This window comes from Leptothermofonsia sp. ETS-13, from assembly GCF_049200465.1.
GTDB lineage: Bacteria > Cyanobacteriota > Cyanobacteriia > Leptolyngbyales > Leptolyngbyaceae > Leptothermofonsia.
This window is the reverse complement of the sequence record NZ_CP120836.1, coordinates 942,508-969,132: the sequence shown is the minus strand read 5'-3', so window position 1 is coordinate 969,132 and position 26,625 is coordinate 942,508. Positions and strand designations below refer to the sequence as shown.

General features: G+C 50.5%; 19 protein-coding genes, 1 tRNA gene and 1 pseudogene. 11 read left to right on the top strand and 10 right to left on the bottom strand.

From position 1 onward, the window contains the following. The first annotated feature begins 88 nt into the window (after window positions 1-88). Window positions 89-3,634, top strand: coding sequence for a tetratricopeptide repeat protein (locus P4D80_RS04435; RefSeq protein WP_421657671.1), 3,546 nt, complete (start codon window positions 89-91; stop codon window positions 3,632-3,634). 238 nt (window positions 3,635-3,872) lie between these two features. Here P4D80_RS04435 and P4D80_RS04430 read toward each other — a convergent pair whose 3' ends face one another. After that, a complete protein-coding gene (locus tag P4D80_RS04430) occupies window positions 3,873-5,204 on the bottom strand; it encodes a class I SAM-dependent methyltransferase (protein WP_421657670.1) in 1,332 nt (443 codons plus the stop codon). Between the two features lie 3 nt (window positions 5,205-5,207). Further along, the gene (locus P4D80_RS04425) at window positions 5,208-6,539 is read right to left on the bottom strand and encodes a class I SAM-dependent methyltransferase (RefSeq protein ID WP_421657669.1); all 1,332 of its coding nucleotides are present in this window, start codon (window positions 6,537-6,539) and stop codon (window positions 5,208-5,210) included. Window positions 6,540-6,829: 290 nt separating this feature from the next. On the opposite strand from P4D80_RS04425, the gene P4D80_RS04420 reads away from it, so the two are divergent. The 4 genes from P4D80_RS04420 (at window position 6,830) to P4D80_RS04405 (ending at window position 8,681) form a co-directional block, all read left to right on the top strand. Beyond that, window positions 6,830-7,081, top strand: a complete 252-nt coding sequence (locus P4D80_RS04420) for a YkvA family protein (protein WP_421657668.1) — start codon at window positions 6,830-6,832, stop codon at window positions 7,079-7,081. Between the two features lie 69 nt (window positions 7,082-7,150). Next, window positions 7,151-7,681 carry a hypothetical protein gene (locus P4D80_RS04415; protein WP_421657666.1) on the top strand — a complete coding sequence of 177 codons (531 nt, stop codon included), beginning with the start codon at window positions 7,151-7,153 and terminating at the stop codon, window positions 7,679-7,681. Between the two features lie 348 nt (window positions 7,682-8,029). Continuing rightward, complete coding sequence (locus P4D80_RS04410) at window positions 8,030-8,215, top strand: YqaE/Pmp3 family membrane protein (RefSeq protein WP_421657665.1); 186 nt, start codon at window positions 8,030-8,032, stop codon at window positions 8,213-8,215. 64 nt (window positions 8,216-8,279) lie between these two features. Then, the gene (locus P4D80_RS04405) at window positions 8,280-8,681 is read left to right on the top strand and encodes a phage holin family protein (protein WP_421657664.1); all 402 of its coding nucleotides are present in this window, start codon (window positions 8,280-8,282) and stop codon (window positions 8,679-8,681) included. Window positions 8,682-9,411: 730 nt separating this feature from the next. Here the strand turns inward: P4D80_RS04405 and P4D80_RS04400 are convergent. Next, on the bottom strand, window positions 9,412-11,643 hold the full coding sequence (locus P4D80_RS04400; RefSeq protein ID WP_421657663.1) for a phosphoketolase: 2,232 nt from the start codon (window positions 11,641-11,643) through the stop codon (window positions 9,412-9,414). A gap of 389 nt (window positions 11,644-12,032) precedes the next feature. Between P4D80_RS04400 and P4D80_RS04395 the strand changes: the two genes are divergently transcribed. Continuing rightward, entirely contained in the window at window positions 12,033-12,407 is a 375-nt protein-coding gene (locus tag P4D80_RS04395) for a hypothetical protein (RefSeq protein ID WP_421657662.1), read from the top strand. Between the two features lie 128 nt (window positions 12,408-12,535). On the opposite strand, the gene P4D80_RS04390 is transcribed toward P4D80_RS04395, so the two are convergent. The 4 genes and pseudogenes from P4D80_RS04390 to P4D80_RS04375 all read right to left on the bottom strand — a co-directional run. Then, window positions 12,536-13,015, bottom strand: a complete 480-nt coding sequence (locus P4D80_RS04390; RefSeq protein WP_421657661.1) for a DUF1643 domain-containing protein — start codon at window positions 13,013-13,015, stop codon at window positions 12,536-12,538. Between the two features lie 137 nt (window positions 13,016-13,152). After that, window positions 13,153-14,253 (bottom strand): SIS domain-containing protein, encoded by a 1,101-nt coding sequence (locus tag P4D80_RS04385; RefSeq protein WP_421657660.1) that lies wholly within the window; start codon window positions 14,251-14,253, stop codon window positions 13,153-13,155. A 587-nt stretch (window positions 14,254-14,840) separates the two neighbouring features. Further along, window positions 14,841-15,101, bottom strand: a complete 261-nt coding sequence (locus tag P4D80_RS04380) for a hypothetical protein (RefSeq protein WP_421659624.1) — start codon at window positions 15,099-15,101, stop codon at window positions 14,841-14,843. Window positions 15,102-15,145: 44 nt separating this feature from the next. Next, window positions 15,146-15,250, bottom strand: a pseudogene (locus tag P4D80_RS04375) (ISKra4 family transposase); the annotation flags it as partial. An 863-nt stretch (window positions 15,251-16,113) separates the two neighbouring features. Between P4D80_RS04375 and P4D80_RS04370 the strand changes: the two are divergent. Next, on the top strand, window positions 16,114-16,218 hold the full coding sequence (locus tag P4D80_RS04370; protein ID WP_421657659.1) for a nucleotidyltransferase domain-containing protein: 105 nt from the start codon (window positions 16,114-16,116) through the stop codon (window positions 16,216-16,218). A 131-nt stretch (window positions 16,219-16,349) separates the two neighbouring features. Here the strand turns inward: P4D80_RS04370 and P4D80_RS04365 are convergent. Continuing rightward, window positions 16,350-16,422, bottom strand: a tRNA-His gene (locus P4D80_RS04365). Between the two features lie 152 nt (window positions 16,423-16,574). Here P4D80_RS04365 and P4D80_RS04360 point away from each other — a divergent pair. Beyond that, window positions 16,575-16,880, top strand: a complete 306-nt coding sequence (locus P4D80_RS04360; RefSeq protein ID WP_421657658.1) for a DUF4090 family protein — start codon at window positions 16,575-16,577, stop codon at window positions 16,878-16,880. Between the two features lie 279 nt (window positions 16,881-17,159). Here the strand turns inward: P4D80_RS04360 and P4D80_RS04355 are convergent, their stop codons facing one another. Together P4D80_RS04355 and P4D80_RS04350 are read right to left on the bottom strand one after the other, a co-directional pair. Next, entirely contained in the window at window positions 17,160-18,389 is a 1,230-nt protein-coding gene (locus P4D80_RS04355) for a sulfite exporter TauE/SafE family protein (protein ID WP_421657657.1), read from the bottom strand. Window positions 18,390-18,401: 12 nt separating this feature from the next. Then, window positions 18,402-20,222 (bottom strand): ABC transporter ATP-binding protein, encoded by a 1,821-nt coding sequence (locus P4D80_RS04350; RefSeq protein WP_421657656.1) that lies wholly within the window; start codon window positions 20,220-20,222, stop codon window positions 18,402-18,404. Between the two features lie 233 nt (window positions 20,223-20,455). On the opposite strand from P4D80_RS04350, the gene P4D80_RS04345 reads away from it, so the two are divergent. The 3 genes from P4D80_RS04345 to P4D80_RS04335 all read left to right on the top strand — a co-directional run bounded on the left by P4D80_RS04345 (window position 20,456) and on the right by P4D80_RS04335 (window position 26,556). Continuing rightward, entirely contained in the window at window positions 20,456-20,992 is a 537-nt protein-coding gene (locus tag P4D80_RS04345) for a hypothetical protein (protein WP_421657655.1), read from the top strand. Window positions 20,993-21,120: 128 nt separating this feature from the next. After that, complete coding sequence (locus P4D80_RS04340) at window positions 21,121-24,654, top strand: filamentous hemagglutinin N-terminal domain-containing protein (protein WP_421657654.1); 3,534 nt, start codon at window positions 21,121-21,123, stop codon at window positions 24,652-24,654. After that, on the top strand, window positions 24,655-26,556 hold the full coding sequence (locus P4D80_RS04335; RefSeq protein WP_421657653.1) for a ShlB/FhaC/HecB family hemolysin secretion/activation protein: 1,902 nt from the start codon (window positions 24,655-24,657) through the stop codon (window positions 26,554-26,556). Window positions 26,557-26,625 lie beyond the last annotated feature (69 nt).

Genomic DNA, 26,625 nt, shown 5'->3' with positions numbered 1-26,625 from the left:
TCACCCTTGGGAAAATTTTTTTAGACCCAAATGAAGGGGGTGGGGCTCGATTCGTGGGAATTATGGATTTGAGCGATCTCTTAGAACTATGAATTTTCAACGATTGATCGACCGTTTGCCCGATTTGTATCGGAACTGGGGAATGTCTGCGGCTTGTCCCACATCCGCTCAGTTGGAGTCGTTTTTAGCGCAATCTGGATTGGTGCAATCTGAGACTGTGACAACGGCAGCCATTATGTCGTTGCTCAATGAAGCAGTTGGCTGCATGGCACCAGGGGAAGTTTACTGCGAGATTGGCTGCTTGTCGGGAGCTAACGTTGTTGCGGCCTTGCAGGGATATGGCGATCGCATGGCCTACGTGGTTGAAAGTCCAGCCCGCATAGACCCGCAGGGAGAAATGGTCGATCGCCTGCTAGAGAATTTGACCACCTTTAATTTGCAAGAGCAGGTTCTTTTTTGCGCTCAGGACACCGAAGACTTTTTTGCTGACCTGAGTGCCACAGGTTTAGATGATCGAATAGGTGTTTATTTTTACAACGGTGCATCGGATTATCGCTCCCAGTTCCTGGCCCTGATGCTGGCAAAACCATTTCTGGCAGAACGGGCGCTGATCATTCTGGCTCAGGCGGAGTTGGGGATGGTGCGGCAGGCCGCCTGGGATTTTTTGACTGCCTATCCCCAGGCACAGTTGTTGTTGGATCTGACAAAACAGGGGGGGCATTCTGCCTTTGGCAGTGGCCTATTGCTTGTGGGTTGGGATATGACGGTTTCTTCGAACGAGATCGTTCCTGGGTTCCAACGGCAGGAGGCAGGTGTAATTCACACAATTTTCTCCCTAGAACAGCACCTGCAATTTACAAAGCTGGAAAGTTTGCGAAATGAAGCAGCCCAACTGGTAGTTGAGGGGCGATTGGAAGCAGCAGAGGAGGTGTATCAAAAAGTACTCCTTTACGACAGGAGTAATGCTGAAGTCTGGCAGAATTTAGGGATGGTCCGCTATCTGATTGGTCAAGATAGGGCGGCTCTCGATGCACTACGGACTGCGCTTAATTTAAGTCCTCACAATTCGGTGTCCTACCAGATTTTGGGGCAGGCTCTGGAGCGGACAGAGCAGATTGACGAAGCTGCAGAGGCTTACCGGCAGGCGATCGCATTGAATCCGAATTACTCGAATGCACTCAACAGCCTGGGAGAGTTGCGGTTACGCCAGGGAGCCTTTGATGAAGCTGAGAAACTATTTCGGCAGGCGATCGCGGCAGCACCGGACTGGAGTACCAGCTATGTCAATTTGGGCGACGTGCTGATGAAGCAGGAGCAAGGGCAAGCCGCCATTGCTGAATATCGCAAGGCCATCAACCTGAACGGGCAAAATTCGGATATCTGGCAACGGCTAGTCAGCGCTTATGAAACCGAAGGTGATTTCAAACGAGCCAACTTCTGTCGAGTTTATTTGCTTTACTTTCAGGATCGGCATGAGGAGGCGATCGAACAGTTTCAAACACACTTCTCCATTGATCAGTTGGAAACCTATAACCAGTGCCTTGTTTTGTATAACAGCTACTTCCAGTGCGGATTGACCGAGCAAGTGATTCAGTGTGCTCAAAGGGCCGCTCAGCTAAGTCCTGAGGACGCTTTCCTACAAATTTTGCCCAATCTAGTTCTGCCCATACTGTACCAGACGGCTGAGGAGATTGCTTTCTATCGACAGCGTTACCTGGATGGCTGCGATCGCTTGAATCGCCAGGTCGAAGCAGCTCGCAGCCAGGGAAAGCCGATTAACTTCCAGGCTCTGGAAAACTTTACAAACTTCTATATTTCCTACCAGGGATTTAATGATCGCTCAATTCACATGATTCACGGTAATCTACGATACTGGCTGATGGCAGAACGTTATCCAGCCCTGGTGGAGCCAGTACCGATGCCTCCTGTAGTTAAGAACGGCAAAATTCGAATTGGCTATATTGCTGAATCTTTAGGAAATAACAGCGAAACCCGCTGGGCCGTGGGCTGGCTCAAGAATCACGATCGCAGTCAGTTTGAAATTTATTGTTACAGCATTGATGCAAACACTGATTTGCGAACCGAGCAGTTCCGGTTGTTGAGTGATGTCTTTCATCAATTGCCAAACGATCTGAATCGGATTTGCGAACAAATTCGTACCGACCAGCTTCATATTCTGGTGTTTCTGGCTCTGGGAACCCGCGTGAAGATCGGGACGATCGCGTCCCTGCGCTTAGCACCCGTACAGTGTAGTGCTTGGGGGCATCCAGTTACTTCTGGACTTCCAACTATTGACTACTTCCTGTCCAGTGAATTGATGGAACCCGACAACGCCCAGGAACACTACAGTGAACAGTTGGTACGTTTACCTAATATTGGGCTCTGCTACCCTAAACCCGTGTTTCCTGAAGCCACCAAAAAACGAGTCGATTTTGGGTTGCGGGAAGATGCGGTGTTGTATCTTTCCTGTCAATTACTGTTTAAGTATCTACCCCAGCATGATTATTTACTGGTTGAGATTGCGCGTCGGGTGCCTGATGCTCAAATCGTGTTTGTGCTGCGGTCCACTTCAAAGAATAGTGTGACCCCTCGATTAATGCAGCAGTTTCGCCAGCGTTTGCAGCGTGCCTTTGCTAGTGCTGGATTAAGGATGGAAGATTACTGCGTATTTCTGCCGGGTCAAGATTTTCAAGGGTATACCAGTCTGCTGGCCTGCACGGATATCTTCCTGGATACGCTTGGTTTCTCGGGGGGGCACACAACGCTGGAAGCGATCGCTGCTGGTCTCCCGGTTGTGTGCTGCCCTGGTGAACTAATGCGAGGTCGCCAGTCCGCTGGTATTCTGCGCATGCTGGGAGTTACTGATACCATTGCCCAAACCGAAGCTGAATACATTGATATTGCCGTCAAACTGGGGTTGGAACCCGATTGGAGACGGGTAATTTCGCAACGAATGTGTGAGTGCCACCCAAACCTGTTTGAAGATGTTGCCTGTGTTGCTGGGCTGGAACAGTTTTATCGGCAAACCATACAGGAACGGTTATCACAACAAGAAAATACTTCCCAGGAATGGTTGAACATGCAAACAACAGCGGCCAAATTGATTCTTCATGTAGGGTGCGGCCCCTATGATCCCGAAGCACTGCCAAGGCCATTTCGCACACCCGAATGGCGTGAAGTTCGGCTCGATCTCAACCCGGCAGTGCAACCCGATATTGTGGGCTCAATTACTGACTTGAGTGCAGTACCCGACGAGTCAATGGATGCGGTCTACTCTTCTCACAATTTGGAGCATGTTTATGCCCACGAAGTTCCAATTGCCCTAGGAGAATTTTACCGAGTTTTAAAGCCTGGTGGACGCGTGTTAATTAGTGTCCCAGATATTCAGGAAGTGGCAGAACACGTGGCAAAGGGAAATTTAGAGGAACCGCTGTACGAATCTCCCGCAGGACCGATTTCTGCGATCGATATTTTGTATGGGTTAAGAACGGCGATCGCTGGAGGTAACCACTTTATGGCACACCGCACAGCCTTTACCAGCGAAAGTTTGAGCCAAAAGCTGAAACAGGCAGGCTTTAGCAAAGTCGATATTCAGAAGGGAAATCTGAATATTTGGGCAGTTGGGTACAAGTAAGTAGCCAGTGGACGATGGCATCAGTCCACTAACTATTGGGTTGGGGAGTGGGGAGTCGGAGGGAGCCAGAATGGTATCCGTATTCCCGCCGTGCTGTACCAGGCGCAATTAAATGAAGGATAATTTCGGCGGTGGAGGGGGTGAAATCCCCTGCCTGGGGGCGCAGCCCCCACTCCCCCCTTTACAATTAATGGTGGCTACTTACTTAGGTGTACTAAGACTTAGGTGTACTAAGAAGTCAGGAGTCAGGAGTCAGAAGCACGTAGAGGAATGCCTCTAAACTGGTCAAGGTTTTGATGATTTCGTTCAGGGCCATTTCTGCTGTCATTGGCTCCAGGGTAACGGGGTGTAGAGGTTTGATCTTGAGTAGCCGTTCGACCAGTGCCATTACAGGCTGTGCTCCATCCCAAAGTGGTAGTAGGCAAGCAGCTATAAGAGGGGATAAGCGAACTGGTTTAAGTGTTAAGGCAGATAGATAGCGACTGATGCTGAAGGGGCTTCGCTGTCGTATACAGTGGATTAAATCCTCCCGTACTGTCGTCGTTCTAAGCTGGGGATGAAGATGTACCACTGCATTTTGCCAGTCACCGGTTTGCCACTGTTGGGGAGGAATGAAAGAGTTCGCCTGTCCCGGATGGCCACACCAAAAGTCAAGCAGTCGGTGAGCGGGATACATCAGCTCAAACATGTGGAGACGGGTTTCGATTGAAAGATGGGGCAAATTAGTTTGCCAGAATGGCGGCAGATGTTGAGGGTCTTTGAACAGTTCCATCAGATCCCATAACTGCCACTTCACCATGCTGATGAATTCCAGATCAGCCGTTTTTAGAGCGGCGAACAGATCGGGAATGGTGAAACCTTTGTCTCCTTGCAGCAGGTAGTTAGTTACAGCTTTGCCGTGGGCGGCAGCTCCTTCAAATTCTGAGTTCCAGGTTTGGGATTTGAGGGGAACGTCATCTTTTAACGCCTGTATCGTTTGTAATGCGATCGCCACTTCCGTGTCACCGGGATTAGAATCCATCAAGCCCATCAATTTGAAAAGTTGTTGTGCCCGAAAGAAGTTGCCTCGTTGGTACAGGCTATGCAGATTTCCCCGTAGAATTCCTTGGGGTTTGAGAACGGATTGGAGCGATCGCAATGCCAGTTTCAAGTCGGGCACCAGATACAACACTTCATCACAGTTGATGTAGTCAAATTCCATCCCCAACGAAGGCACCTGTTCAATTGACAGCGTATGAAATTCTGCATTGCTCACGCCAAAGTGTTGCATTCGCTGCCGCGCCATTTGAATTGAGGTATCTGACAAATCTACCCCAACAATCCTTGCACCGGGATTGGCGATCGCCAGTGCCAACGCTGTGTAACCATTACCACAGCCCGCATCCAGAATAGTGGCCTTGCTGACATCAGGAATTTGCTGGTTCCTCAGATAAAATGGCGTGATCAAATTGTGGATAAATAGTAGACTGGCATTTCCCTCTGGAGATTGGTCAATGGGGTATCCAGGGTAGGGAGCCCGATCAAACTGGAGGCGAATTTTTTCTAAGTCCTCAGAGGTTGGGGTATTCATAAATTAAGCAGGCAACTCTAACAACACGTAAAGGTAGGTCTCTAAATATGTCAGCAAACTTTTAATTTCCTCAAATGCCTGCACTTCAATTCTGGGTTCCAAAGTAATAGGGTCTAAAGGTTGAACGGTAAGCCAGCGGCTCACCAACGCCTGAATGGGTTGGGGTCCTTCCCATAGTGGCAATAAGCAAGTCGCCATAAAAGAGTTCAACGTAACGGGAGCCATGATTGGTGCAGAAAGGTGCTGGCTGATTGTGAACAAACTGTGATCATTAATGCTACGAACGAGGTCTTCCCAGACACTTTTCGTGACTAATTGTGGATGCAAATGCACCTTAGCCTTTTGCCACTCAGACATTTGCCACTGCTGAACAGGAGTAGCAGATTTTGCCGCATTGGGATGTCCACACCAGAAATCAAGCAACCGATGGACTGGACACATTAACTCAAAAACATGTAGCCGCAACTCATCTGGCAGATCTGGCAAATTCATTGCCCAAAATAGGGGTAAATTTTCTGGATCTTGAAACAGATCGAGCGGTTCCCACAGCCGCCAGTTCACCATACTGATAAATTCCAGGTCAGCCACTCTCAGTGCTGCAAACAAATCGGGAATAGTGAAGCCTTTATCTTCTTGCTGCAAGAAGCTGGCGAGTGCTGCACTATAACGCCCCTTTCCCTCAAACTTAGAACTCCAGGTAGAAGCTTTGAGCGGAACATCATCTTTCAATGATTGAATGGTTTGTAAAGCCGTTTCAATTTCAGTTTCCTCTGGGTTTGAATCCATCAGTCCCATAAGTTTGAAGAGCTTTTGGGCTCTAAAAGTATGGGCTTCTGTATACAAACTATGCAGGTTTCCCCGAATAATTCCTTCTGGTTTAAGCACCGATTTCAATACCTGAAGCGCTTGATGGAGATTGGGTAAGAGGTAAAGCGTTTCATCGCAGTTAATGTAATCAAAGGTTAAACCCAACGTTTGAACATCGTAAATGGACAGGACGTGAAATTCAACATTCTTAAATTGATGGTACTTCAAACGCTCACGGGCCGTCTGAATAGAAGCCTCTGATAAATCAATTCCAACAATAGTCGCTCCAGGATTTGCCTCAGCCAGGATTAAGGAAGTGTATCCATTGTCACATTCAACATCTAGGATTATCTTATCCGTTGTATCAATCACATTCTGGTTTCTCAAATAGTAAGGAGTAACCAGGTTATGGATAAATAGCGCGTTGGCGTCTCCTTTAGGTGAATGTTCCAGGGGATACCAGGGACAGGTATGCCAATCAAATTGCTGATGAATTTTATCCTGCAAATCAGAGGCTTCAGTATCCATTGGAAAGAGATCCTAGTTCACACCGTTGGCTAAGCCTAAAGATACCCGAAACTAGACCAACCCTAACGTTCCATTCATCAACCCATCGACCTCTTCGTCACTCCATTACTCATCCACTCCTTCTATCTTCTGTCTTCTGCCTTTCCCCTTACTGACGCGCGGTTTTCCCCACGACTGGATCGGGCATCCCTACTTAGAGTGGGACTGTTACGACAAAAGCACGGGTTTTCCACACCGGAGGTTTCACGATAAATCTGCAACGATGAACTTGTAGTCGGAGGGCAACCCAAATGAAATTTCTGATTCAACCGCTTTACAAGCTGTACCGCACGATTCTTAGAAATTCAAAATATCGTTGGTTGGTTGTTGCTGGTAGCTTGCTCTATCTTTTGAGTCCTGTTGATCTCGTTACGGATTTGATTCCAGTTGTGGGATGGCTTGATGATGGGGTGATTGCCACGCTGCTGGTGACTGAGCTTTCTCAGGTTGTGCTTGAGCAACGCAGAGCACGGAAGGAAAAGCAGGTCGAGGTGAGTGCTTGATCCACCACCTTGTTGCCTGTCGTCTGTAGTTTTTACGTTTGTAATTCTGTAACGTCCTTTGGAGGGAGAATGATGGCTGAGGTTCTTTCTGTAAAAGACCGTATTGTGACTGAGTTTGAGAAGGTTAAAAATCAGGAAAGGATGCGAGCAGAGCGGGTACAGGAAATTGTGCGGGAGGCTTTTTCGCAGGCAGTTTTTGAAGTGAAGGAAGGCTCCGGTGAGATTCGGGCGATCGCCCAAAATGCCATTTCTGTCACCGTTGAAGAGTTGAAGGAGAAGGGCAAAGACGCTAAAGAAAGCTTTGCTAATCCCTTTGATGCGGGTGCAGAAAAGGAAAAGCTGAAGGAGCAGTTTACCTGGTTAGGGAAGAAACTGGCCGAACTAGATAGCAAACTTACGGCCAGATTTAGTGAGCGTCTTGCCACAGCAAAACAGCGTCTGACCGAAAAAGCCAGAGGCTGGTATGGTTCTCTTAGCGAAGAGAAACAAGCCGAGTTGGAAAGCAAGTTTGTTGAAATTAAACAAACGTTGTTGGGAAAGCAGCAACAAATTCGGCAGCGGCTAAGGGAGATGTTGCAATCAACTGCCTCTAAGCTTTAGGCAGGCAACGTCTGAGGCAGTTCTTTAAAGTAACTGATAAAAATAACTGATACCACTCAGGACAAATGAGACTGCCTTCAAGAGATAGCTATCCTGGCTGGTTTAGTCCTACCAATCGCTCCACTGATAGATTTGCTTGCGAATGACTACCTGCAATACTCGAAATGATCCGAAATTGTAAGGTATCCACTTCTTCAGGCAGCGATTTAATATCTGAACGGAGTTTATTGATGCAGCAGATGTTTTGGAATGAAACTATTTAGCAAGTTTCTTGTTGCAGCACCTACTACATTGGGTTGAAACAGTCAGTATTTGTGTTCAGTCAAGTCTAAAAGGGGAGAAAAACCTATGAAATTCGTCCGTCTTCTACTCGCTATCTTCTTACCACCTGTTGGTGTGTTCTTGACCTATGGGTTTGGTCCAACCTTGCTCATCAATATTCTGCTTACGCTGTTAGGTTGGGTTCCCGGCAGTATTCATGCAGTGTGGTCATTTGCCAAGCATGAGGAAAAACTGGGTCAGGGAACGGTTTAGATGCCTGCATACGATCGCGTTCGCACGTTGAAATCACTTTATTGTTTTGTAAGGGAGGAGACCCATGTTGGGATTCTTTTTGACGACACTGGTTACCGCCTTAAGTTTGCTGGTGGTTGATCTGGTTGTTCCGGGAGTTAATCTTGCTACATTTCCAGCAGCAATCATAGCGGCACTGGCGATCGGACTGGTTAATGTTACCATCAAACCTGTTCTGTCCACCCTTTCGATGCCGGTTAATTTTCTAACACTGGGAGCCTTCTCTCTGGTTGTAAACGGTATCTGCTTCTGGTTAGCTTCATTGGTGGTGCCTGGGTTTAGCGTTTACGGCTGGCTGGCATTTCTGCTAGGCCCTGTCGTGCTATCCTTTACCAGCACTCTGCTGAATGGTTACTTTGCTGAGAAGGGCTATGGTCAATCTCTAACTGGAACCGCTTCTAAGACAGCTATTGAAGGTGACAAGTAAGTCCAGGTAATAGTCCGGTGTTAATCCAGATCCCCGAATCCTTTAGATCCCCGAATCCTTTAAGGAGTCGGGGATTTTAAGTTTTGGAATTCAAAACTGGAACGATGCGGGATAAAACTGAAACCTTCCCAAGATTAAGGATTTGAGAAGCCAAAAGCCAGGAGCCAGAAGTAAGATTTATCGCTTCAGTTCCCTTTACCATTTCCCTCACAGATCTGTACGATAAATTTGATTTCAGCACAGTTGAATAAACTTTTGGGGAAGGGTGTGAATCAACGTGGAATAGAACTTACGCAAAACTGGAGTTTCTATAAAACTGGAGTTTCTATAGCGATCCTATCTGGATTGTGAAAAGAGACTCCGCAGAAATCCCCTTTCACAAAGCCTTTTCATTTCACGAATGATTTAGGACCACTATAGCTATAGCCACCAGGCTTAGGACAGGGCAGGGGTGGAACCTCTGGCTGGGGGCGCAGCCCCCACACCCTCTTAAAGCCAATGTCCTAAGCAACCTGGCAACAGCTTTAGAGCTAAAAATGAAACACAAACATTAGCGCAGGGGCTTAAAACCTGGAGGTTCTGGTCAAAAATGCGTAATACCAATGTTTTATGAAGCTGTACATTATCAACCCCCGGCTGTCGCCGTCTCTCTTACTAGAAGGGATTACAGAGGGTTCTGATTCTACGCATCCTCATATTGACTTGGTATAAGTCTTGATGGAATCTGAAGTCAGTGCACTAACTCCAGTGCCCGCTTTGCCAGCGCTTCAGCCGTAATGCCGTTAAACGCCATCAACTCACCGGGATTGGCGGTTGTTTCACCCCGCTTCCAGGCAAAGGTATCTCGTCTGGCATTACTGCGCAACATCACCGGTTCCAGCATCAGACTGGCTCCCCCGGTTACACCAAGCAGCGCATCGCCTCCGAACAACGCTTCAAACCCCTTATCGCTGAGGAATTGGGCATCCGGTTCGGCACAGGTATCCCAGGCCACATCCGAAGGACGGTAGAGGCGACGCGGGCTCACCACGGACACAACCCGCACAGATAAGCCTTCTGCTTCCAGATGAGAAGCGGCTTCCAGAACAGGATTCAAGATCATGTCTCCCACAACTGCAAATACGACCCGTTTGACGTTCTCGCTTTCCGTACTTTTGCTTTCTTGCAGAATGATGGCCCCATCCTGCAATGCCTGGCGTGTTTGTTCAAAGGTGGTATGGATGGGTAAGGGAGACTTGCTAGCCGTGATGACAATTCCCTTATTTTTAGTACTCAATGCCCATTCGTAGCAAACCTGAATGCTGTTGGCATCGGTGGGAAAGAGGGGAAACACATTGCCGTTGCGCATCATGGCGGCAAAGTATGCCTCAATTTCTGGTCGCTGGTGAGTCCAGCCGTTGCGTCCCTGCTCCAGAGCACCAGCGGTAAACAGGGTGATGGTGGAGGGGGTGGGGCGGCGCAATTCTGCCATTGCCTGGGTGACGGTTTGCCAGATGGGTAAACCGTTGATAGCAAAGGACTCATAGGAACACCAGAGGGTACGGGAACCCATGAGGGCAAGTCCGGCGGCGAGTCCGGCACAGGCATCTTCACTGAGGGGTTCGTAGACCTGCCCACCGGGCTTTTGATTGTAGAGGGCATCTTCGGTAGGGTGGTTGATCTTGAGTGCCTGGTTAATGTTGGCGATGCCAGACGCCTCGTTCCCATCCGCGTTGGTCACTAGGTAGGCTGGGTCTGTTTGCCCGACTTTTCCAACCAGACGCCCCATAGCCGTGGTTGCCACTTTAGGATCGTCACCAATGGGGTATTCTTCCAGCGGGAGTGGTCCCAAATCAGGGAGGGAAAGGATGGATTCGGTGACAACGGTTTTGCTGGCGGGACCTCCAGCGGCGCGATCGCAATTCGTCCGGACCAATTCCCATGCGGCTGGAGTCAACGCACGGGCTTTCAAAGCTGCCACAATGTCTGGATTATCCAGTGTGTGCTGGGCATAGAGATTGTGGGACTTGGCTCCCCTGGCATGAACGCCTGCCCCCTTGAGTTGCTTGATAATCAGGGCCGTGAGTTTGCCATTGAGCGCAGAGCGAGCCGCCTCATACACTCCGACCAGAACGGCTCTGACAAACTCTATCCGCTGTTCTAAAGAAAACAGAGTGCTATCCACGTAGTTTCCGGGCTGCCCCTGGTCATCAAAATCTTTGGCGTCAATCAGCACAACTTCCTGAAACCCATGAGCATGCCAGTAAGCCATCATGCGCTCGTTAGTCTGAGTAGACACCATACTGTGGTGTTCCTGGGAATAGCCATTCCAGACGAGGATGGGCAGAAAATTAGTGACATCGGGATAGGCGGTGTGGAAATGTCCGAAGGAACTCATGACGTAGGGTTCACCAAAGCCGCCATCCCCTATGGTGAAGGGAAAGAGAATGTTGCGATGCAGGAGGGCGGCAGACATTGCAAAGTGTTGTCCCTGTCCCAATGGACCGGCTGGAGCCAGCAAACCGGGAATTTGCCCAGAGAGATGACCGAGTAAGCCGTGCCGCTCACGGAAGCGATCGCGCAATTGCTGGACGGTTTCAATGCCCATATCTTCTAGCGATCGGTCCAGAAACATGGCGGCGTAGAAACCCGGTGCGTGGTGTCCGACCTCTGTGATGATGTTTTTATAGCCCAGCATGACCAGCGCTGCGTATGCCTCCGCCTGGCTGGCAAACCCACCGGGGTGTCCCGATGCCTTACTGGCCGTCATTTGCAGGATCAGGTAGCGCAGAGCATCGGCATAGAGGAGGGTCTGGTAAGCGGCAGAAGGGTCTGTGGGGTCGGCGATCGCAGTCTTCCCCTCAGCAATCACCGGAGATTTGCCATAGGTCTCAAAACCAGGAAGTGACTCACTAAAGTATTGAATCCCCTCACAAAACGCTGGAATGTTGACGGATGAGGGATTGGGAGAGATTGCGGTCATGCTTGAGACACCTGCTGGACAACAAATGGTAAAAATGCCACTTATCAATAGTACACAGGCGTTTGTCCAAAAAGATAGCGCAGTGATACAGACCGTGCAGGAATCGGTATTGATTGTTGTCTATATCGAATTCTTTACTCGCTTTAGACAGTCAGTAGGTAGCCATCCTTAATTGTAAAGGGGGGAGTGGGGGTTGCGCCTCCAGGCAATGAGTTTCACCCCTCCACCCCCCAAAATTATTCTTCAAAATTATTCTTAATTTAATTGCGCCTCGCTACTTACTGAGTAGGATGGACTCTTAGGAGAGGAGGTAATCTCCAGTTATCTTGCACTACTCTTTCACTTCTTTCACTAGTAAGCCGGAAGAACCCTACTCCAAATGAGGTCTCATGAAACTGAGAGAGCAATTGAACCGCCAGCGCGTCAAACATATTATCAGCAGCTATCAATTGGAAGGGAATGAATCAGAAGTATTCAATCAGTATCTGGAAGACTTGTTGCGAGTCTACCCTTCACCGTTGATTGAACTGGCGTTAGTTGAAACATTAGTTGATCACTGGCTGAGGGTGCCAATGGTCAAAGGTTGGAAATTCCTTACGAAAGTCCATGAACAGCTAAAAAACTGGGAAAGGCAGGAAATTGTGAGCGCGATCACCCCTGAACAGTTCAAACAAATTACAGAGCTTGACCCCACTCCTATCTTCGGCCCAGCAGGAGAAGCAGGAATGAATTCAAAACTCAAAACTCAAAACTCTCCTAAATAATAAGTAGATAGTCATCATTAATTTATAAGAGGGGAGTGGGGGCCGTGCCCCCAAGCAAGGGGTTTCACCTCTCCACTCGAATCTATGCTTTAAATCTATGTTCAATTTAATTTTGTCCAGTTACTTAATTATTCAAAAGTCCATTGAATTGGCAATACATCGCCTTTGAGATAGAGGGGATGGCGGGGATGACCGGCCTTGGTGATTCCCAGGCAGTAAACAGGAGTATGGGTTGTAAATAAGGAGATAACAGTGCGATCGCGTCCCTGCAATCTACCCCAATTTCCCCAGGCCACAACAATTTTCCCAACTCGATTTCCTAGTGCAGCCAGATAAGCATCATTTTCCGTCCCTACCGGATCGGCTATGTGGCTCAACTCGAAAGGGTTTGCGGTCCGGTATGCAAACAAATTAACGACTTCCAGCCCGCCAAACCCCCAGGAACGCGCAAAGCCAATACACCTTCGAATTGTTGGATCATCAACATAGGCGTCTGCTCGACTGGGGTTTAACATCACAAAGCCAACCCTGGGTGCACGGAAGTTCCACTCTCGCCAGAGGGAATAGCGATACGTTTCTGTTGGGTCTAGAATTGCCCCTGCCTTCATCTCCTATGACATCCAATCAAATGCTATAGCTGCTGCCAGGTTGCTTAGGACATTGGCCTTCAAGGGGGTGTGGGGGCGAAGCTCCTACCCCCCTTGTTCACAAACTATTTGTGAACGCTATACAAGAACCGCAATCCCTATGATTCAGGTACCACCAGTGTTTTGGTAATATTTCTAGGGCGATCTACGTCTAAGCCTCGCTGGACTGCGGTGTAGTATGCCAGTAGTTGTAGGGGAACGATCGTCAAAAAGGGTGACAAAAGCTCATCGGTTGTCGGCAGAGTGATTTGATGATCCAGTATTTGTAGAGCTGCTGATGGAATGGTAGTTGCTGTAATTCCAATCACAGGGACATTATGAAACTTGACTTTTCGTACAGTGTTTATCACTTGCTCATAACTTTGATCAGGCATTACGATTGCAATCACTGGAATGTTGGGTTCCAGCAGGGCAACAGGGCCGTGGAGAAACTCGCCCGCCGCGTAACCTTCTGCATGAATGTAGGTGGTTTCCTTCAGCTTGAGGGCACCTTCCAGGGCGATTGCCCGGTTTACTCCCTGCCCTAACACAATACAATGCTTAGCCAGTGCCAGTTTTTGGGCTATTTCCTGGATGATATCTTGCTGCTGTTCAAGCACAGATGCAATCTTTGCTGGTAAGTATTGCAACTCAGTAATTAGCTGATGCGATCGCTCCTGGCTAATCGTTTTGAAACAATGAGCCAGATGAACTGTCAGGCAAGCCAGTACGGCAAGTTGTGTTGTAAATGTTTTGGTTGCTGCAACGCCGATTTCATTTCCCGCCAGAATTGGCAGAATATGATCTACCGTTCTTGCCAGTGAACTCTCAGACTGATTTGTAATTCCAATCAGTTGACAGGTGGACGTATCGGCCAGACGAGAATAATTTTTCTGCTGGCGGGCAGCAGCTAGGGTATCGCTGGTTTCTCCCGATTGGGTAATGGCAATAGTAAGAGTGTTGGCAACCAAAGGCAGGGGAGCAGATAAAAACTCTGATGCCGATCGCACACGAGTAGGAATGCCTGCAACTTGCTCTAGCCAGTACTGGGCCACCAGACCGGCATGGCGACTGGTACCACTACCGAGGATATGAATTTGACTCAGGTTCGAGGGAATAAACGAATAAGCAGAGGAACTAGACAGAGGATGATCCTCTGAAAGGTAATGAGATAGGCAAGTTTGCAGCACTTCCGGCTGTTCGTAAATTTCTTTCAGCATGAAGTGAGGAGGCCCTTTCCCATCAACCGGAAAGGGATCAGTCGGAAAGGGATCAGTGTTTGGATTGGAAGGATAAAAGTTCACCAATGGGTTTCATTCAGGTAAAGGTTCTGTTTTGATTGTTCCGTGACAGTGGGCGATCGACAAGCTTACAAAGCTACTAGTGGACAATGGCATAAGTCCAGTAACTATAGCGGTAGTCCTTAGGCATTGCTGAAAATTAGTATGAATCGAAGCGAAATTTCGAGCATACAGTACCTATTTCATACCTAAATTCAGCAACACCGTTTTTTCTGATAGAAACGTTACCTGCCTCCACAATCCGCGGATCAGCCAGACCCCCTGTCCTCTCGTTTTATTGTGGAAAATCCTGACAGGACAAGGCTTTTGGAGACTCTGATAGTTCAGGTTTCAGTGTATGATAAGGGTGCAAACCTGATTGTGGAGATTCAGCCGCTGGAGTACACTCCAGGCAAAGCTTCCATTCAAGGTGGGGTTCACCGATTACCTCAAATCGGATTAGTTGGAAACCAAAATCACTTTTAAGTTTGAGAGAGCACCTAATCTTGTAAAATTCACTTTGAGAACTACCCATTGAGGTAAGCACAGCGATGCTTGAGCAACTGTGGGATATTCTTTTTTTGCCATTGTGCGCCTGCTAGTTTGATGCGTCGACCAATCTGCTTGCCAGTTGACTCGACTGCGCCTGAACCAATGAAAATGTCTTCAGCTGGAAAATAGGCGTAGTTGACAAGCTGATGACGATACTTGTCCAAATAGGCAATAAAAGTACGAACCCGCTGATGATGCCACCCCCCTGAACTGGGCAGTTGCCTTGCAATAACCATTTTTCCAAGGCATCCAAGCGTCGTTGAGAGCCGCCCACCTTGCCCAAATTCTCGACTAAGGGATAACAGTCTAAAACCTCACGTCTTTGGGTCGGAGGTCCAATCTGGTCGTAGAGAGTCCAGATGCCATCATGTCCATCCCCCAAACACGTTATAGCTCTACGCGGGTGCGTTAGGACATTGGAATTAGAGAGGGAGTGGGGGCTTCGCCTCCAGCCAGGGGTGGAACCCCTGCACCCCGTCCTAACCATAATGACTACCGCTAATAACGGGTCAGACAACGGTTGAGCCTTGACCCAATTTACCAAACTAGGGTTGGCTTGAAAAAACGCACTGACAATTTGGTGGAGCAGGTTGACGGCCTTGTAATCGCGCCATTGACAAGGCTCCCCTTGAGAGGGGGCGGAGTCGAACTTTACCACCGTCTACACTCATTTCGGTAACCATTTGGCACACTTGCGGCTCCTCAAAGGTTTGACGATGCACTAACCGCTGTTGCGTACTATGGGCACGCCAATTCCAGTTAAACACTCAATGTCTTCGGCGGCTCGTGCGTAAGATTCATTCGCACTCAACAACAACCAACACTTGACCAAATGAGGACTCCAGCGAGTGTACGCTTCACCATTAGTACGCTTCACCATTAAGGATTTGAGCTTGTTTCTTACTGATGCTTAATTGTCCGAGGATGCTAGCGATGCCTCGTTTTCGTCTAGTGGTTGTGCCACTGCTTGTTTGGATAAAAAATTCCCGATTTCGGGACTGACATGCTCAAGTAAGTGACCTCGAACTGCTGCTTCAATGCCTGCGAGCGTTTTCACTTGTTGAGGGTCAGTTTCTTCGTACAATAAGACTGCAATCGCTTGTGCATGCGCTTGAATTTGAGCTTTTTGTCCGCACCCATAGGACTTTTACGGTGGAGAGAATTGCTCAAAGTGTAGTGTTATCTTTAAAAATTGGCTTAAGCATTTATACTTATCACAAAAGTGGGATGCACTCGATCCTTATCCCCATGTCTAGAACACTAGCAATCACCGAACTGGTCCTTTTCGGTTCTGTTCTGCGAGAGGATTTCTATCCCAATAGCAATACTGATATTTTAGTATTGATGTTTTAGTGGAAAACCGCTATGAATTTTGCGATATAGGTTTGCGACATAGGGATTTGAGGGTTCCATCTCTACACCCCGAAACGAACTTTGGTTCCGCTGTATCAGTCACTGTTAACCAGCCATTATTAATCACAAAGGGCGAACGATGGGATTCGAACCCACGAATGGCGGAACCACAATCCGCTGCCTTAACCACTTGGCTACGCTCGCCATCGCATTCTAAATTATAGCATTTTGGGTAAGGTTTGATCCAGGGAACGTCTTAAGGAAGGGATAATAGCGACTGGCGGGACCGGCAGAAAGGTGCAATTGAAAGAATTTTGATCGCTCCTTTGATACAATTCTCTTGGCGTAGGGTGGTGATGACGATGACTCTGGATGCAAATTTGCCGAGTACAACGGGCGCAGATGCAGTAGATGAGGCGATCGCTCGCGGGATTGATTTTGATGGCACGCCGATTCCCCCTGCAAAACTGGAACTGTATCAACAGGTGATGGAGCTTGAAGCCGGGCGGCAGCGAAGTGGGGTATCCAATACGATGCGATCGCGGATTGTGCGCATTGGCGCGAAACACATTCCTCAGGATGAATTGAACCAAATGTTGATTGCGGCAGATTTTGCACCTTTGAAAGATAAAGAGATTGCTTTTTACTACGGCGGCAAGTAGATTTTTCCCCAGGAAAGAAGTCAGGGTTCTGGTAGAAAAGAATAGCTGTCGCCAGGTTGCTCAGGACATTGGTTTTAAGAGGGTGTGGGGGTGCAGCCCCCAGCCAGGGGTTCCACCCTGCACCCCGTCCTAAGCCTAGTGGCTATAGCTATAACGTCTCAAGTAGGTAGCCATCATTAATTGTCAGGGGGGAGTAGGGGCTGCGCCCCCAGGCAGGAGGTTTCATGACAGACCACCAGCTACTTATCATGCGGTACGACACAACCTCAACTTCTGATGCTACTGTCCCCTCTTAGGGGGCGAATAAAAAGTTTCCACCCCTAAAAGGGCCCATACCCAGCGAGTACGAATGAGCAGGGTGGAGGTTGTGATCGCCACCAGCAGGGCAGACATTAGCTTCTGAGCCACGGTCCACTCAAGTCCACCCAGGTAGCTGGAGCCAAGCAAAAGGGTGTGGACGATCGCCAGAACAAAGGCTGGAACCGTCAGCAAGTGGATAACTCGCCAGAACTTGCCCAACTTTTTCACCATCCAGTCAAAGCTGGTGAGCGCGGCTGGCAGCATTAGCAACAGAGCCGCTGTTCCCATCCAGATGGCAATCTGGTGGACTGGGAGCATGAATGAGAGGGCTTCCGGGTTCCAGTTAAATGTGTGGTCTATCATATGAAGGGTGTGAGCGATCGCGAAGGCAAAGGCTCCTACCCCCAGAGCACGGCGATACTGCAACGGCTGTGCCCAAAACCGACTGATGGGACGGGCGATCAGTGCCATGATTAGGCAAATCAGTGCCCCGTGCCCGGTATAGTCCACTATTGCATCAGTGCGCAGCAAAGTCAGAATGCCGATCGCCAGCGTCACCCATCCCCCCAGGCGAAATAGCTGACTGCGCCGGTCTGCACTCAGTCGGGAACTGAACAGGCCAATACCCAGCATTGAGGGCACGGTTCCCAGCCCAAACGCCAGCATGGTGGCTCCCCCCCTCCAGAGGTCACCCGTTTCAGCCGCCTTGATCTGAGCCGCGTAAAGGAATCCGCAGGGGATTAGCCCCCAGGTCATCCCCAACAGGGCAGGAGTCCACCAGCGAGCCTGAAGGGAAAACTTCATCATCGCTGCACTCAAACGCTGGTGCCATCCTCCCTGTAAGAGGGGGTGCAGAAACGGAATCCGGGGTAACCCTTGGGGAGTAATTTGGGCTAACCCTATCCAGATCAGGAGGCAGCCTGTGAGGATGGTGAGCCCCCGCCGCAGGAGACTGTCAATTCCAGCAAGTTGCCCTCCGGCAACCAGCACAGAGCCGATCGCACCAATTCCCGCACCCACTAGGGCATAGCTGGCAATCCGTCCCAAATTCAATAGCCCATGAAAGGAAAGCTGCTGCCTCCAGTTTGGTGCAGCCGACTGGGGTTGGGAAGTCAGGGAAAAGGCAACGGTCAATGGCCCACACATGCCGACACAGTGACCAAAACTTCCTAAAAACCCCAATGCTATCACAAGCAACAAATCCACCATGGTGAGATCGTGTCAGGTTTCCAGCATTTGCAGTTGGTACAGACTGGCGTATAACCCGCCCTGGGCCAGTAACTCTTCGTGATTGCCCGACTCAACCAGTTGCCCCCGCTTCAGCACCAGGATGCGATCGCAATTCCGAATTGTGGACAGGCGATGGGCAATAATAATGGCCGTTCGTCCTTCCAGCAGGCGATCAAGGGCTTCCTGAATCAGGGCTTCGGTGCCCACATCCAGACTGGCGGTTGCTTCATCCAGCACCAGAATGCGGGGGTTGCGGATGGCGGCACGGGCAAAGGCCAGCAATTGTTTCTGTCCCCCAGAAAGATTGGTGCCCCGTTCCCGTAGAGGAGTGTCGTATCCCTGGGGCAGTTGTTCAATCAGGCGATCGACGTTGGTGCTGCGAGCTGCGGCCTGAATTTCTGCAAACGAGTAAGTCTCTCCCAGCGTGATATTGCTTTTTACATCCCCGGCGAACACAAAACCATCTTGCAAAATCACCCCTACATGGCGGCGCAGCTCTGTTTGGGGGAGCTCGCGGATGTCGATGCCATCGACCAGAATGCGGCCCTCGGAAGCTTCATAAAGGCGGCTGAGAAGACGGATAATTGAGCTTTTGCCTGCTCCCGTTGGACCCACCAGCGCCACCTTTTCACCAGGATGGATGACGAAGTTCAGGTCTTTGATGACATACTCATCAGGCTTGTAACCAAACCAGACATGCTCAAACCGAATTTCGCCTGTTGCACTGCTGGTATGCAGTGAAAGAGATTGGGGGTTCTCCGCATCCCGAATCTCGACTGGTTCATTTAAAATATCGCTGACCCGCTCAATCGAAGTCAGTCCCGCCTGGATGGCCGTGAACTTTTCAGCAAATTGCCGCAACGGGTCAAACAAACGCTGGGCAAACAGGATGAATTCTGCCAGCCGCCCAAAGGTGAGTGCATCGTTCAGGATGAGATTGCCGCCCAGCCAGAGGACAGCGGCGATCGCTACCAGCGAAATCCATTCCAGTGTGGCTGAAATAGATGAATCATGAAAGATTGTGCGGTCAACCTCTTTGATGTAGCGATGGTTGATTGTGCGGAAAAGGTCCGCATTGAAGGCTTCCCGGCGAAACAACTGCACCACTGCAATGCCCACAATGTTTTCTTGCAGCATTGAGTTGAGTGCAGAAAGCTCATCCCTGGCACGATAGTTTGCCTTGCGGTACTGGTTCTGGAAATAGATAATCAGCACCGTCACCGGCACCAGCATGACCACCAGCATCAGCGCCAGTTGCCACTGTTGCAAAAACATGAGGACAACCAGCATCAGGATGGAAAACAAATCACCCAGAATGCCGATCGCCCCAGTCGAAAAGACATCTCCTAACGCTTCCACATCACTGGTGAGACGGGTAATCAGCTTGCCTACGGGAGTGCGATCAAAGAAGCACATTGCCAGGGAGAGGACATGGTGAAACAGATCATCCCGGATATCTGCCGTAATCTGCTGCCCCACCTTTTGCACCAGAAATCCCTGCCAGGCATCGAGTAGCGATTGCGCCAGTAATGTAAACAACAACAACCCCGCCAGCAAATTAATTCCCATCGATAGGGGAAGGTTGCGCAAAAACTCCCAGGTCGTCGGTTCTTGCTTAATCAGGGAAACCACCTGCCCAATTAAAATGGGTTGCACTGCTCCAGCAACAGAAGCCGGAACTAGCAGCAGCATCGAAAACGTAAACAGGCGGCGATGGCGCAGCCCATAGGGAATCAACCGGGAGAACAACCGCCAGTCCGTTTCCCGAATGGGGCGCTTTCTAGACGTTTTAGAGAGATAAGAATCAGCCATTGGGATGCAGACTTACACCAGAAAAAGGGACGCCTTCCAACTGTAGCGTTAATGATGTTGCAAATGGTTGCAATTCCCGGAGAAAGGTACCCATCGGGGTACTTGAATAGAGTATCTAGCGTTTCTCAAAATGAACGAAAATCGCCCATTATCGTTTACATTCAGGTCCACCTAGCAGGGAAAGCAAGCTAATGTCCCGATTGACGCTAACCAGAATTGCACGAAATCAATTCGTGACCCAAAACCCATTTCTACAAGGGGATATCGTTGTTAAGTTTGGAGAACAGATCATTTGGGGCCCCTTTACCGTATCGCCAGGAAGCAGCATCGACTTACCCTCTTCATCACCGGGAGTGCCCATCCCAACTCCATCGGGCCCTTTTATTGCGCCGGGTTCCTTGGAAATTGCGCAGCGGTTAACCGATCAAGAGACGGGGATATTCCTGGATTTCCCCTTCTTTTTTGACGTTTCGCAAATTCCTGCCCTACCGCTGGGTCCAGGACCATCTCCCCGTACCCTCACCAGCCCGGACGACGGTACGGTTTATACCGTGAATTACGAATTGATTCCGGATGAACGGTTAGGTGCGGCGGGAACTGTATTGCTGGCCCTGGTGGGGGGAGTGACAATTGCCCTCATTGTCTTTGTCACAACCATTGTGCAACTGGTGGTGGGTTTCTTCAGAAGTTTGCCTTATGTGTTGGGCTTCCGGCCCCAGCGATTGCCAGAGGTCATCAACCAGAGCACTAAACGGGACGACATGAAATAACAGTCATGAAATAACAGTCATGTCTGACGTTGCTGGAAGATACTCCGCAATGCTCCCATGAGCGAGTTGGGCTTGATGATTCTGAGGGCGCATTTACCAGACCACGACCCTTCTTTTGCCTGAAAGTCATGAAGCCACACGGATATTTACTCTGGGTTTCGCCCCTGCTTTCCCTGGCGAGTTGGTCTCTGCTCACAGTAACCAGTGCGGAGGCTCAATTCGTCCAGCCCAATGGTTTGGGAACGGTGGTAAACACGATTCCCAATGCCGGGGGTGGCAACACCTTTGAGATTACGGGCGGCACAAATGTTGGCAGAAATCTTTTTCACAGCTTCAGCCAGTTCAATGTGCCCGAAAGAGGAATTGCCGATTTTCGGAATGAGTTGAATGCAGCGAACATCCTAGCCCGCATCACGGATGGTCGCTCTGACATTGCAGGCATGATTCGCTCCACCAGCAATGCCAATCTCTTTCTGATGAACCCCCGTGGGATTATATTTGGCCGCGGTGCCCAGTTGGATATTCGCGGTTCTTTTGTGGCAACGACGGCAACCGCGATTCAGTTTCCCGCCGCAGAGTTTTCCGCAACTTCAGCGGTGGAATCCACCAATCCTTTGCTGAGTGTTAATCCCTCAGCCCTGTTTTTTAACCAGGTGGCCGCTGCGATCGAGAACCGCTCTACAGCTTCGGCGGGAACCGCGATCGCCCGTGTTCCCGGCTTCCCATTCCCCATTCCAGTGGCCTTGACAGGCTTACGGATTGCCAATGGCAGAAGTTTATTGCTGGTCGGGGGAGATGTCATTCTGGATGGAGGACGGCTGAATGCCTTGCAGGGACGGGTAGACATTGCCGGGGTGACGGGCGGCAGTCCGGGTAACAACACAGTCGCTCTGGGTTTAGACAGCAACAATAATCCGTTTCTGAGTCAGGTTCCTGCGGTCAATGGGCGAGCAAATGTGTCGTTGAGCAACCGGGCCCAGATTAATGCCGCCTTTGGCAATACTCTACTGGGAGGAACTGTGGCAATCGCGGCGCGTGACCTGACCCTGGTCAACAGTGCCATCTTTACAGGCACCGCAGGCAGAGAAGCGGGGGGCGACATCCGGCTCAATGCCCAATCCATTACTCTCAACAACCAGTCGAGATTGGTAACATCTACAACTGGCGAAGGGCGTTCTGGCGATATCAGGCTGGAAGCGCAGGATACAATTTTCGTGCTGAATGGTAGCCAGATTTCCAATCAAACTCGCCGTCTGAGCGGTGCGACCCAGGTCGGAAATGCCGGAAATACCCTCCTCCAGTCCGGGAACGCCATCATTCTGGATCAGAGTTCCCTTTCCAGTAGGACCGCTGGACCGGGACCGGGCGGCTCGATTAAGGTCAGAACCGGGGCACTGATGTTGAAGGGTAGTTCAGAGCAGATTGCCAGTATTAATGCCGGAACAACAGGTGCAGGAGATGCTGGGAAAATTGTGGTGGAAGCGAATTCAATCAGCCTGGAACAAGGGACTTTGTCTACGGCGGCCCAACTTTCTCAGGGAGATTTAGGGCAAAGCGGCAATATTGAGATTCGTACAGGTTCACTCAGTATCAGTGGCGATCGCGCCGGACTCTTTACCTCCAACACGGGCAACAAACCCGCTGGCGATATTATTCTACGAGTAGGCACCCTGACCCTTACCAACAATAGCCAGCTCTCCAGCGAAACACGGGGGGAGGGGCGCGGCGGCAATATCGAGATTGAGGCAAAGACCGTCTTTGCCAGTGACAGCTTTTTACTGGCTACAACCCGTGGAGCCGGAACCGCAGGCAACATTCAGATTAAAGATTCAGATTCAGTGACGGTTGTGCGGCTGAATCCAGACCCGAACATACTCCGTTCTCTGGAAGTCCTTTCCAGTGGGCTTTTTGTCAGCAGTGTTGCGGATGGTAGTGCTGGGACTCTGACCATTGAAACCGGAAAGCTCCAGGTTCAGGGAGGAGCGCGTATTTCTGCTTCTACAACTGGTCCAGGGCCAGGAGGAACGTTACTGGTCAATGCTAACAATTCGGTTGAATTGGTAGGGAAAGCAATCGGTGGACCCTTCGGAGCGATCGACTCCCCCAGCGGTTTGTTTACCGAAACCTTTGGCAGTGGATCGGCGGGGAATTTGATCGTTACCACGCCTCGCTTGCTGGTTCGGGAGGGGGCACAAATTTCCGCATCCACATCCGCCACGGGAAATCCGGGCAATATTCTGGTGACAGGTGCAGATTCCGTTTCCCTCTCCAATGGTTCGATCGCGTCAACGGTCAATCCCACTGCCGTTCTCAACACTGAGGCAGAACAACTGGGCAACATCACCATTCAAACTCGCAACCTGTCTCTGGAGAACAATGCCCAACTCAGTGCCAGCACTTCTGGGCAAGGCAATGCGGGCAACATCCTGGTTCAGGCAACGGAGGCTACTGCGCTTAACCAGAGTTCCATTTCTACCGCTGTCAATGCAGGGGCGGTAGGTCGAGGTGGCAATATCGACATCCAAACTGGAATATTCTCTCTAGCAAATGATGCTCAAGTGAGTGCCAGCACAGTAGGTCAGGGAAATGCTGGCAGTGTCAGGGTATTTGCCTCGACTTTTGAAGCCAGTCAGGGGAGTCAAATCAAAACCTCGACAGCCAGTGGCAGTGACGCAGGCAGTATCAACTTATATGTTCTAGATGCTGTGACCCTGGTTGGGGAACGGACTGGCCTCTTTGCCAATACCGATAGCGCCTCCAGCGGCAATGGTGGCAGTATTTTCATTGACCCCAGAATCGTGACCGTCCGGGATGGGGCTAAGATTGCAGTGGATAGCCAGGGTAGCGGAACCGGGGGCAGCATCGATCTCCAGGCAGGTCGGCTCGTGTTAGAAAATGGGGAAATCTCTGCTCAAACTGCCAGCAATAACGGCGGCGACATCACTCTACAACTGCAAGACTTACTGTTGCTGCGTCGCAATAGTCAAATTTCCACCACCGCGGGGACGGCCCAGGCCGGGGGGAATGGCGGCAATATCCGCATCAATGCTCCCTTTGTCATTGCTGTTCGATCTGAAAACAGCGACATTACCGCCAATGCGTTCACTGGCACGGGTGGCAGAGTGACCATCACTACCCAGGGCATTTTTGGCATTGAGCCGCGCGATCGCCTCACCCCCCTGAGTGATATCACCGCCAGTTCTGAGTTTGGCATTGCCGGGGTGGTCACCATCAACACCCCCGATGTTGACCCCAGTCGAGGACTGACTGAACTTCCCGCTAACCTGGTGGATGCATCGAATCAGATTGCTCAGGGGTGTGGGCCCAATACTCATCAGGCTGCCAGTTCTTTTGTCGTCACCGGGCGGGGAGGGCTACCACCCAGTCCAACGGCTCCCCTGAACAATGAGGCTATTCAAACGGAGTGGGTGACGGTAGAAGGGCGACAGGCGACAGGCGACAGGCGACGGGTGATGAGGTTGGAAGGCGGACACGCAAAGGGAGGAAATTCGCAAGCCGCGCCTCCGGTTCCGCCCATTGTCGAGGCTCAGGGGTGGGTGAAGGATGGGAATGGGGAAGTCGTGCTTTTTGCTACGACTCCGGCGGTTCAGTCCCAGTCAGAACCATTTTCACAGACGCCCTGCCCGGTTCCAGCTAAATAATTGGGTATCAGGTGGAGCGATCGCCACTACAATGAACCCATCTATCTCTTTGGCAGTGAAAAATATTGTTTGATGGGTGCTGTACACACTCCAGCCCAAAACCAGCGATCGCTTAAAGTGACTCCAGAGTTTGCCAGCGGGAGTTCTTCTGGTTCTGTCTTTTCACCGCCTTGGGTTGGCGTAGCCCTGATGATGGCAACCCTGACCGCTTCACCTACACGGGCACAGGTAGCTCCCCCCCAGTTACCCCAGGAGCGCATCCGTATTGACAATCCACTTCAGCGTGAACCTCAATCGCCATCCGTTAAGCCCCAGCCAGAGCCGACCCCACCCGTCCCTCTACCACCGCCAGAGCAGCTTCTTCCAACTCCAACCCTGCCTACGCCAACTCCAGAAACGCCCCCTGGCGAAATTCCCCAAACCATCACCATTGAACGGTTTCAGGTGACGGGTAGCACAGTATTCAGTCAGGCAGACTTTGATCGGGTCACTGCTCCCTATACCAGACGTCCCATCACTGTTGCAGAGCTATTCCAGGCGCGATCGGCCGTCACTCAACTTTACATTGACAATGGCTACATCACTTCAGGTGCCTACATTCCGCCCCAGCGGTTGCAGGCAGGGGTAGTGGAAATTCGCGTGGTTGAGGGGATTCTGGAATCGATTCAGGTAACGGGAACGCGCCGCCTAAAACCCAGCTATATCGAATCCCGGTTGGAGATTGCGACTCGCAAACCCCTGAACCGCGATCGCCTCCTGGAAGCCCTGCAACTGTTGCAACTAAATCCGTTGATCCAGTCGATTTCGGCAGAACTGTCGGCGGGGACGCGCCCCGGAGAGAGTCTGCTGGAGGTCCGAATCACAGAGGCAGACACCTTCAATGCCCAAATATTGCTGAATAACGGGCGAGTGCCCAGTGTGGGTACCTTTCAGCGGCAAATTCAATTAAGCGAGGCAAACCTTTTGGGGTTTGGCGATAGCCTGACGGGGTCTTTTTCCAACACCGATGGCAGCAATGCCTTTGATTTCAGCTATGTCTTCCCGGTGAATGCCCGCAACGGCACCCTCCGCTTCAGCACTGGAATTTCCTACAACCGGGTGATTGAAGAACCCTTCGACATTCTGGATATTGAGTCGAGGTCTCGCTACCTGGAACTGAGCTTCCGTCAACCGATTTTGCAAACTCCCACGCGGGAAGTGGCACTGGGGCTGACCCTTACCCATCAGCAGAGCCAGGCTAGCCTGTTAGACGGAGAAATTCCCTTTCCGGGGGCAGGGGCAGACAATGAAGGGCGGACTCGCCTGGCAGCGCTGCGATTCTTTCAGGAAGCCATCTGGCGCAGCAGTATTGAAGTGATTGCGCTGCGATCGCAGTTCAGTGTCGGTATCAATGCCCTGGGTTCCACCATTAATGAAGAACCGCCCGACAGCCGCTTTTTTGCCTGGCGCGGACAGGCGCAGTGGGTGCGGTTATTAGCTCCCAATACATTACTGCTGCTGCGGGGCGACGTGCAACTCTCCGATCGCGCCCTGCTGTCATTCGAGCAATTTTCTCTGGGCGGCATTGATAGTGTACGGGGTTATCGTCAGGATGCTCTGCTGACCGATAGCGGCGTGTTTGCTTCGGCTGAAGTCCGCATCCCCATTCTGCGCCTGCCCCAGATTAACGGTCTATTACAAATTGCGCCGTTCTTCGATATTGGCGGCGGCTGGAACCGTTTCGGCTTTGCCGATCCCGACCCTAGCTTTGTCGCATCCCTGGGAGTTGGGTTACGATTTCAGATCAGCGATCGCCTCAATGCTCGATTCGATTGGGGCATTCCCCTGGTTGATTTTCCCGGAGGCAGAGACACCTTGCAGGAAAAAGGTTTGTACTTCTCAATTATTGGCACCCCCTTCTGAGTTCAGATGGCAGATTTGTAGATTTGGATTGCAAATTGCGGATTACAGGTCTAGAGCCGGGTTTTATAG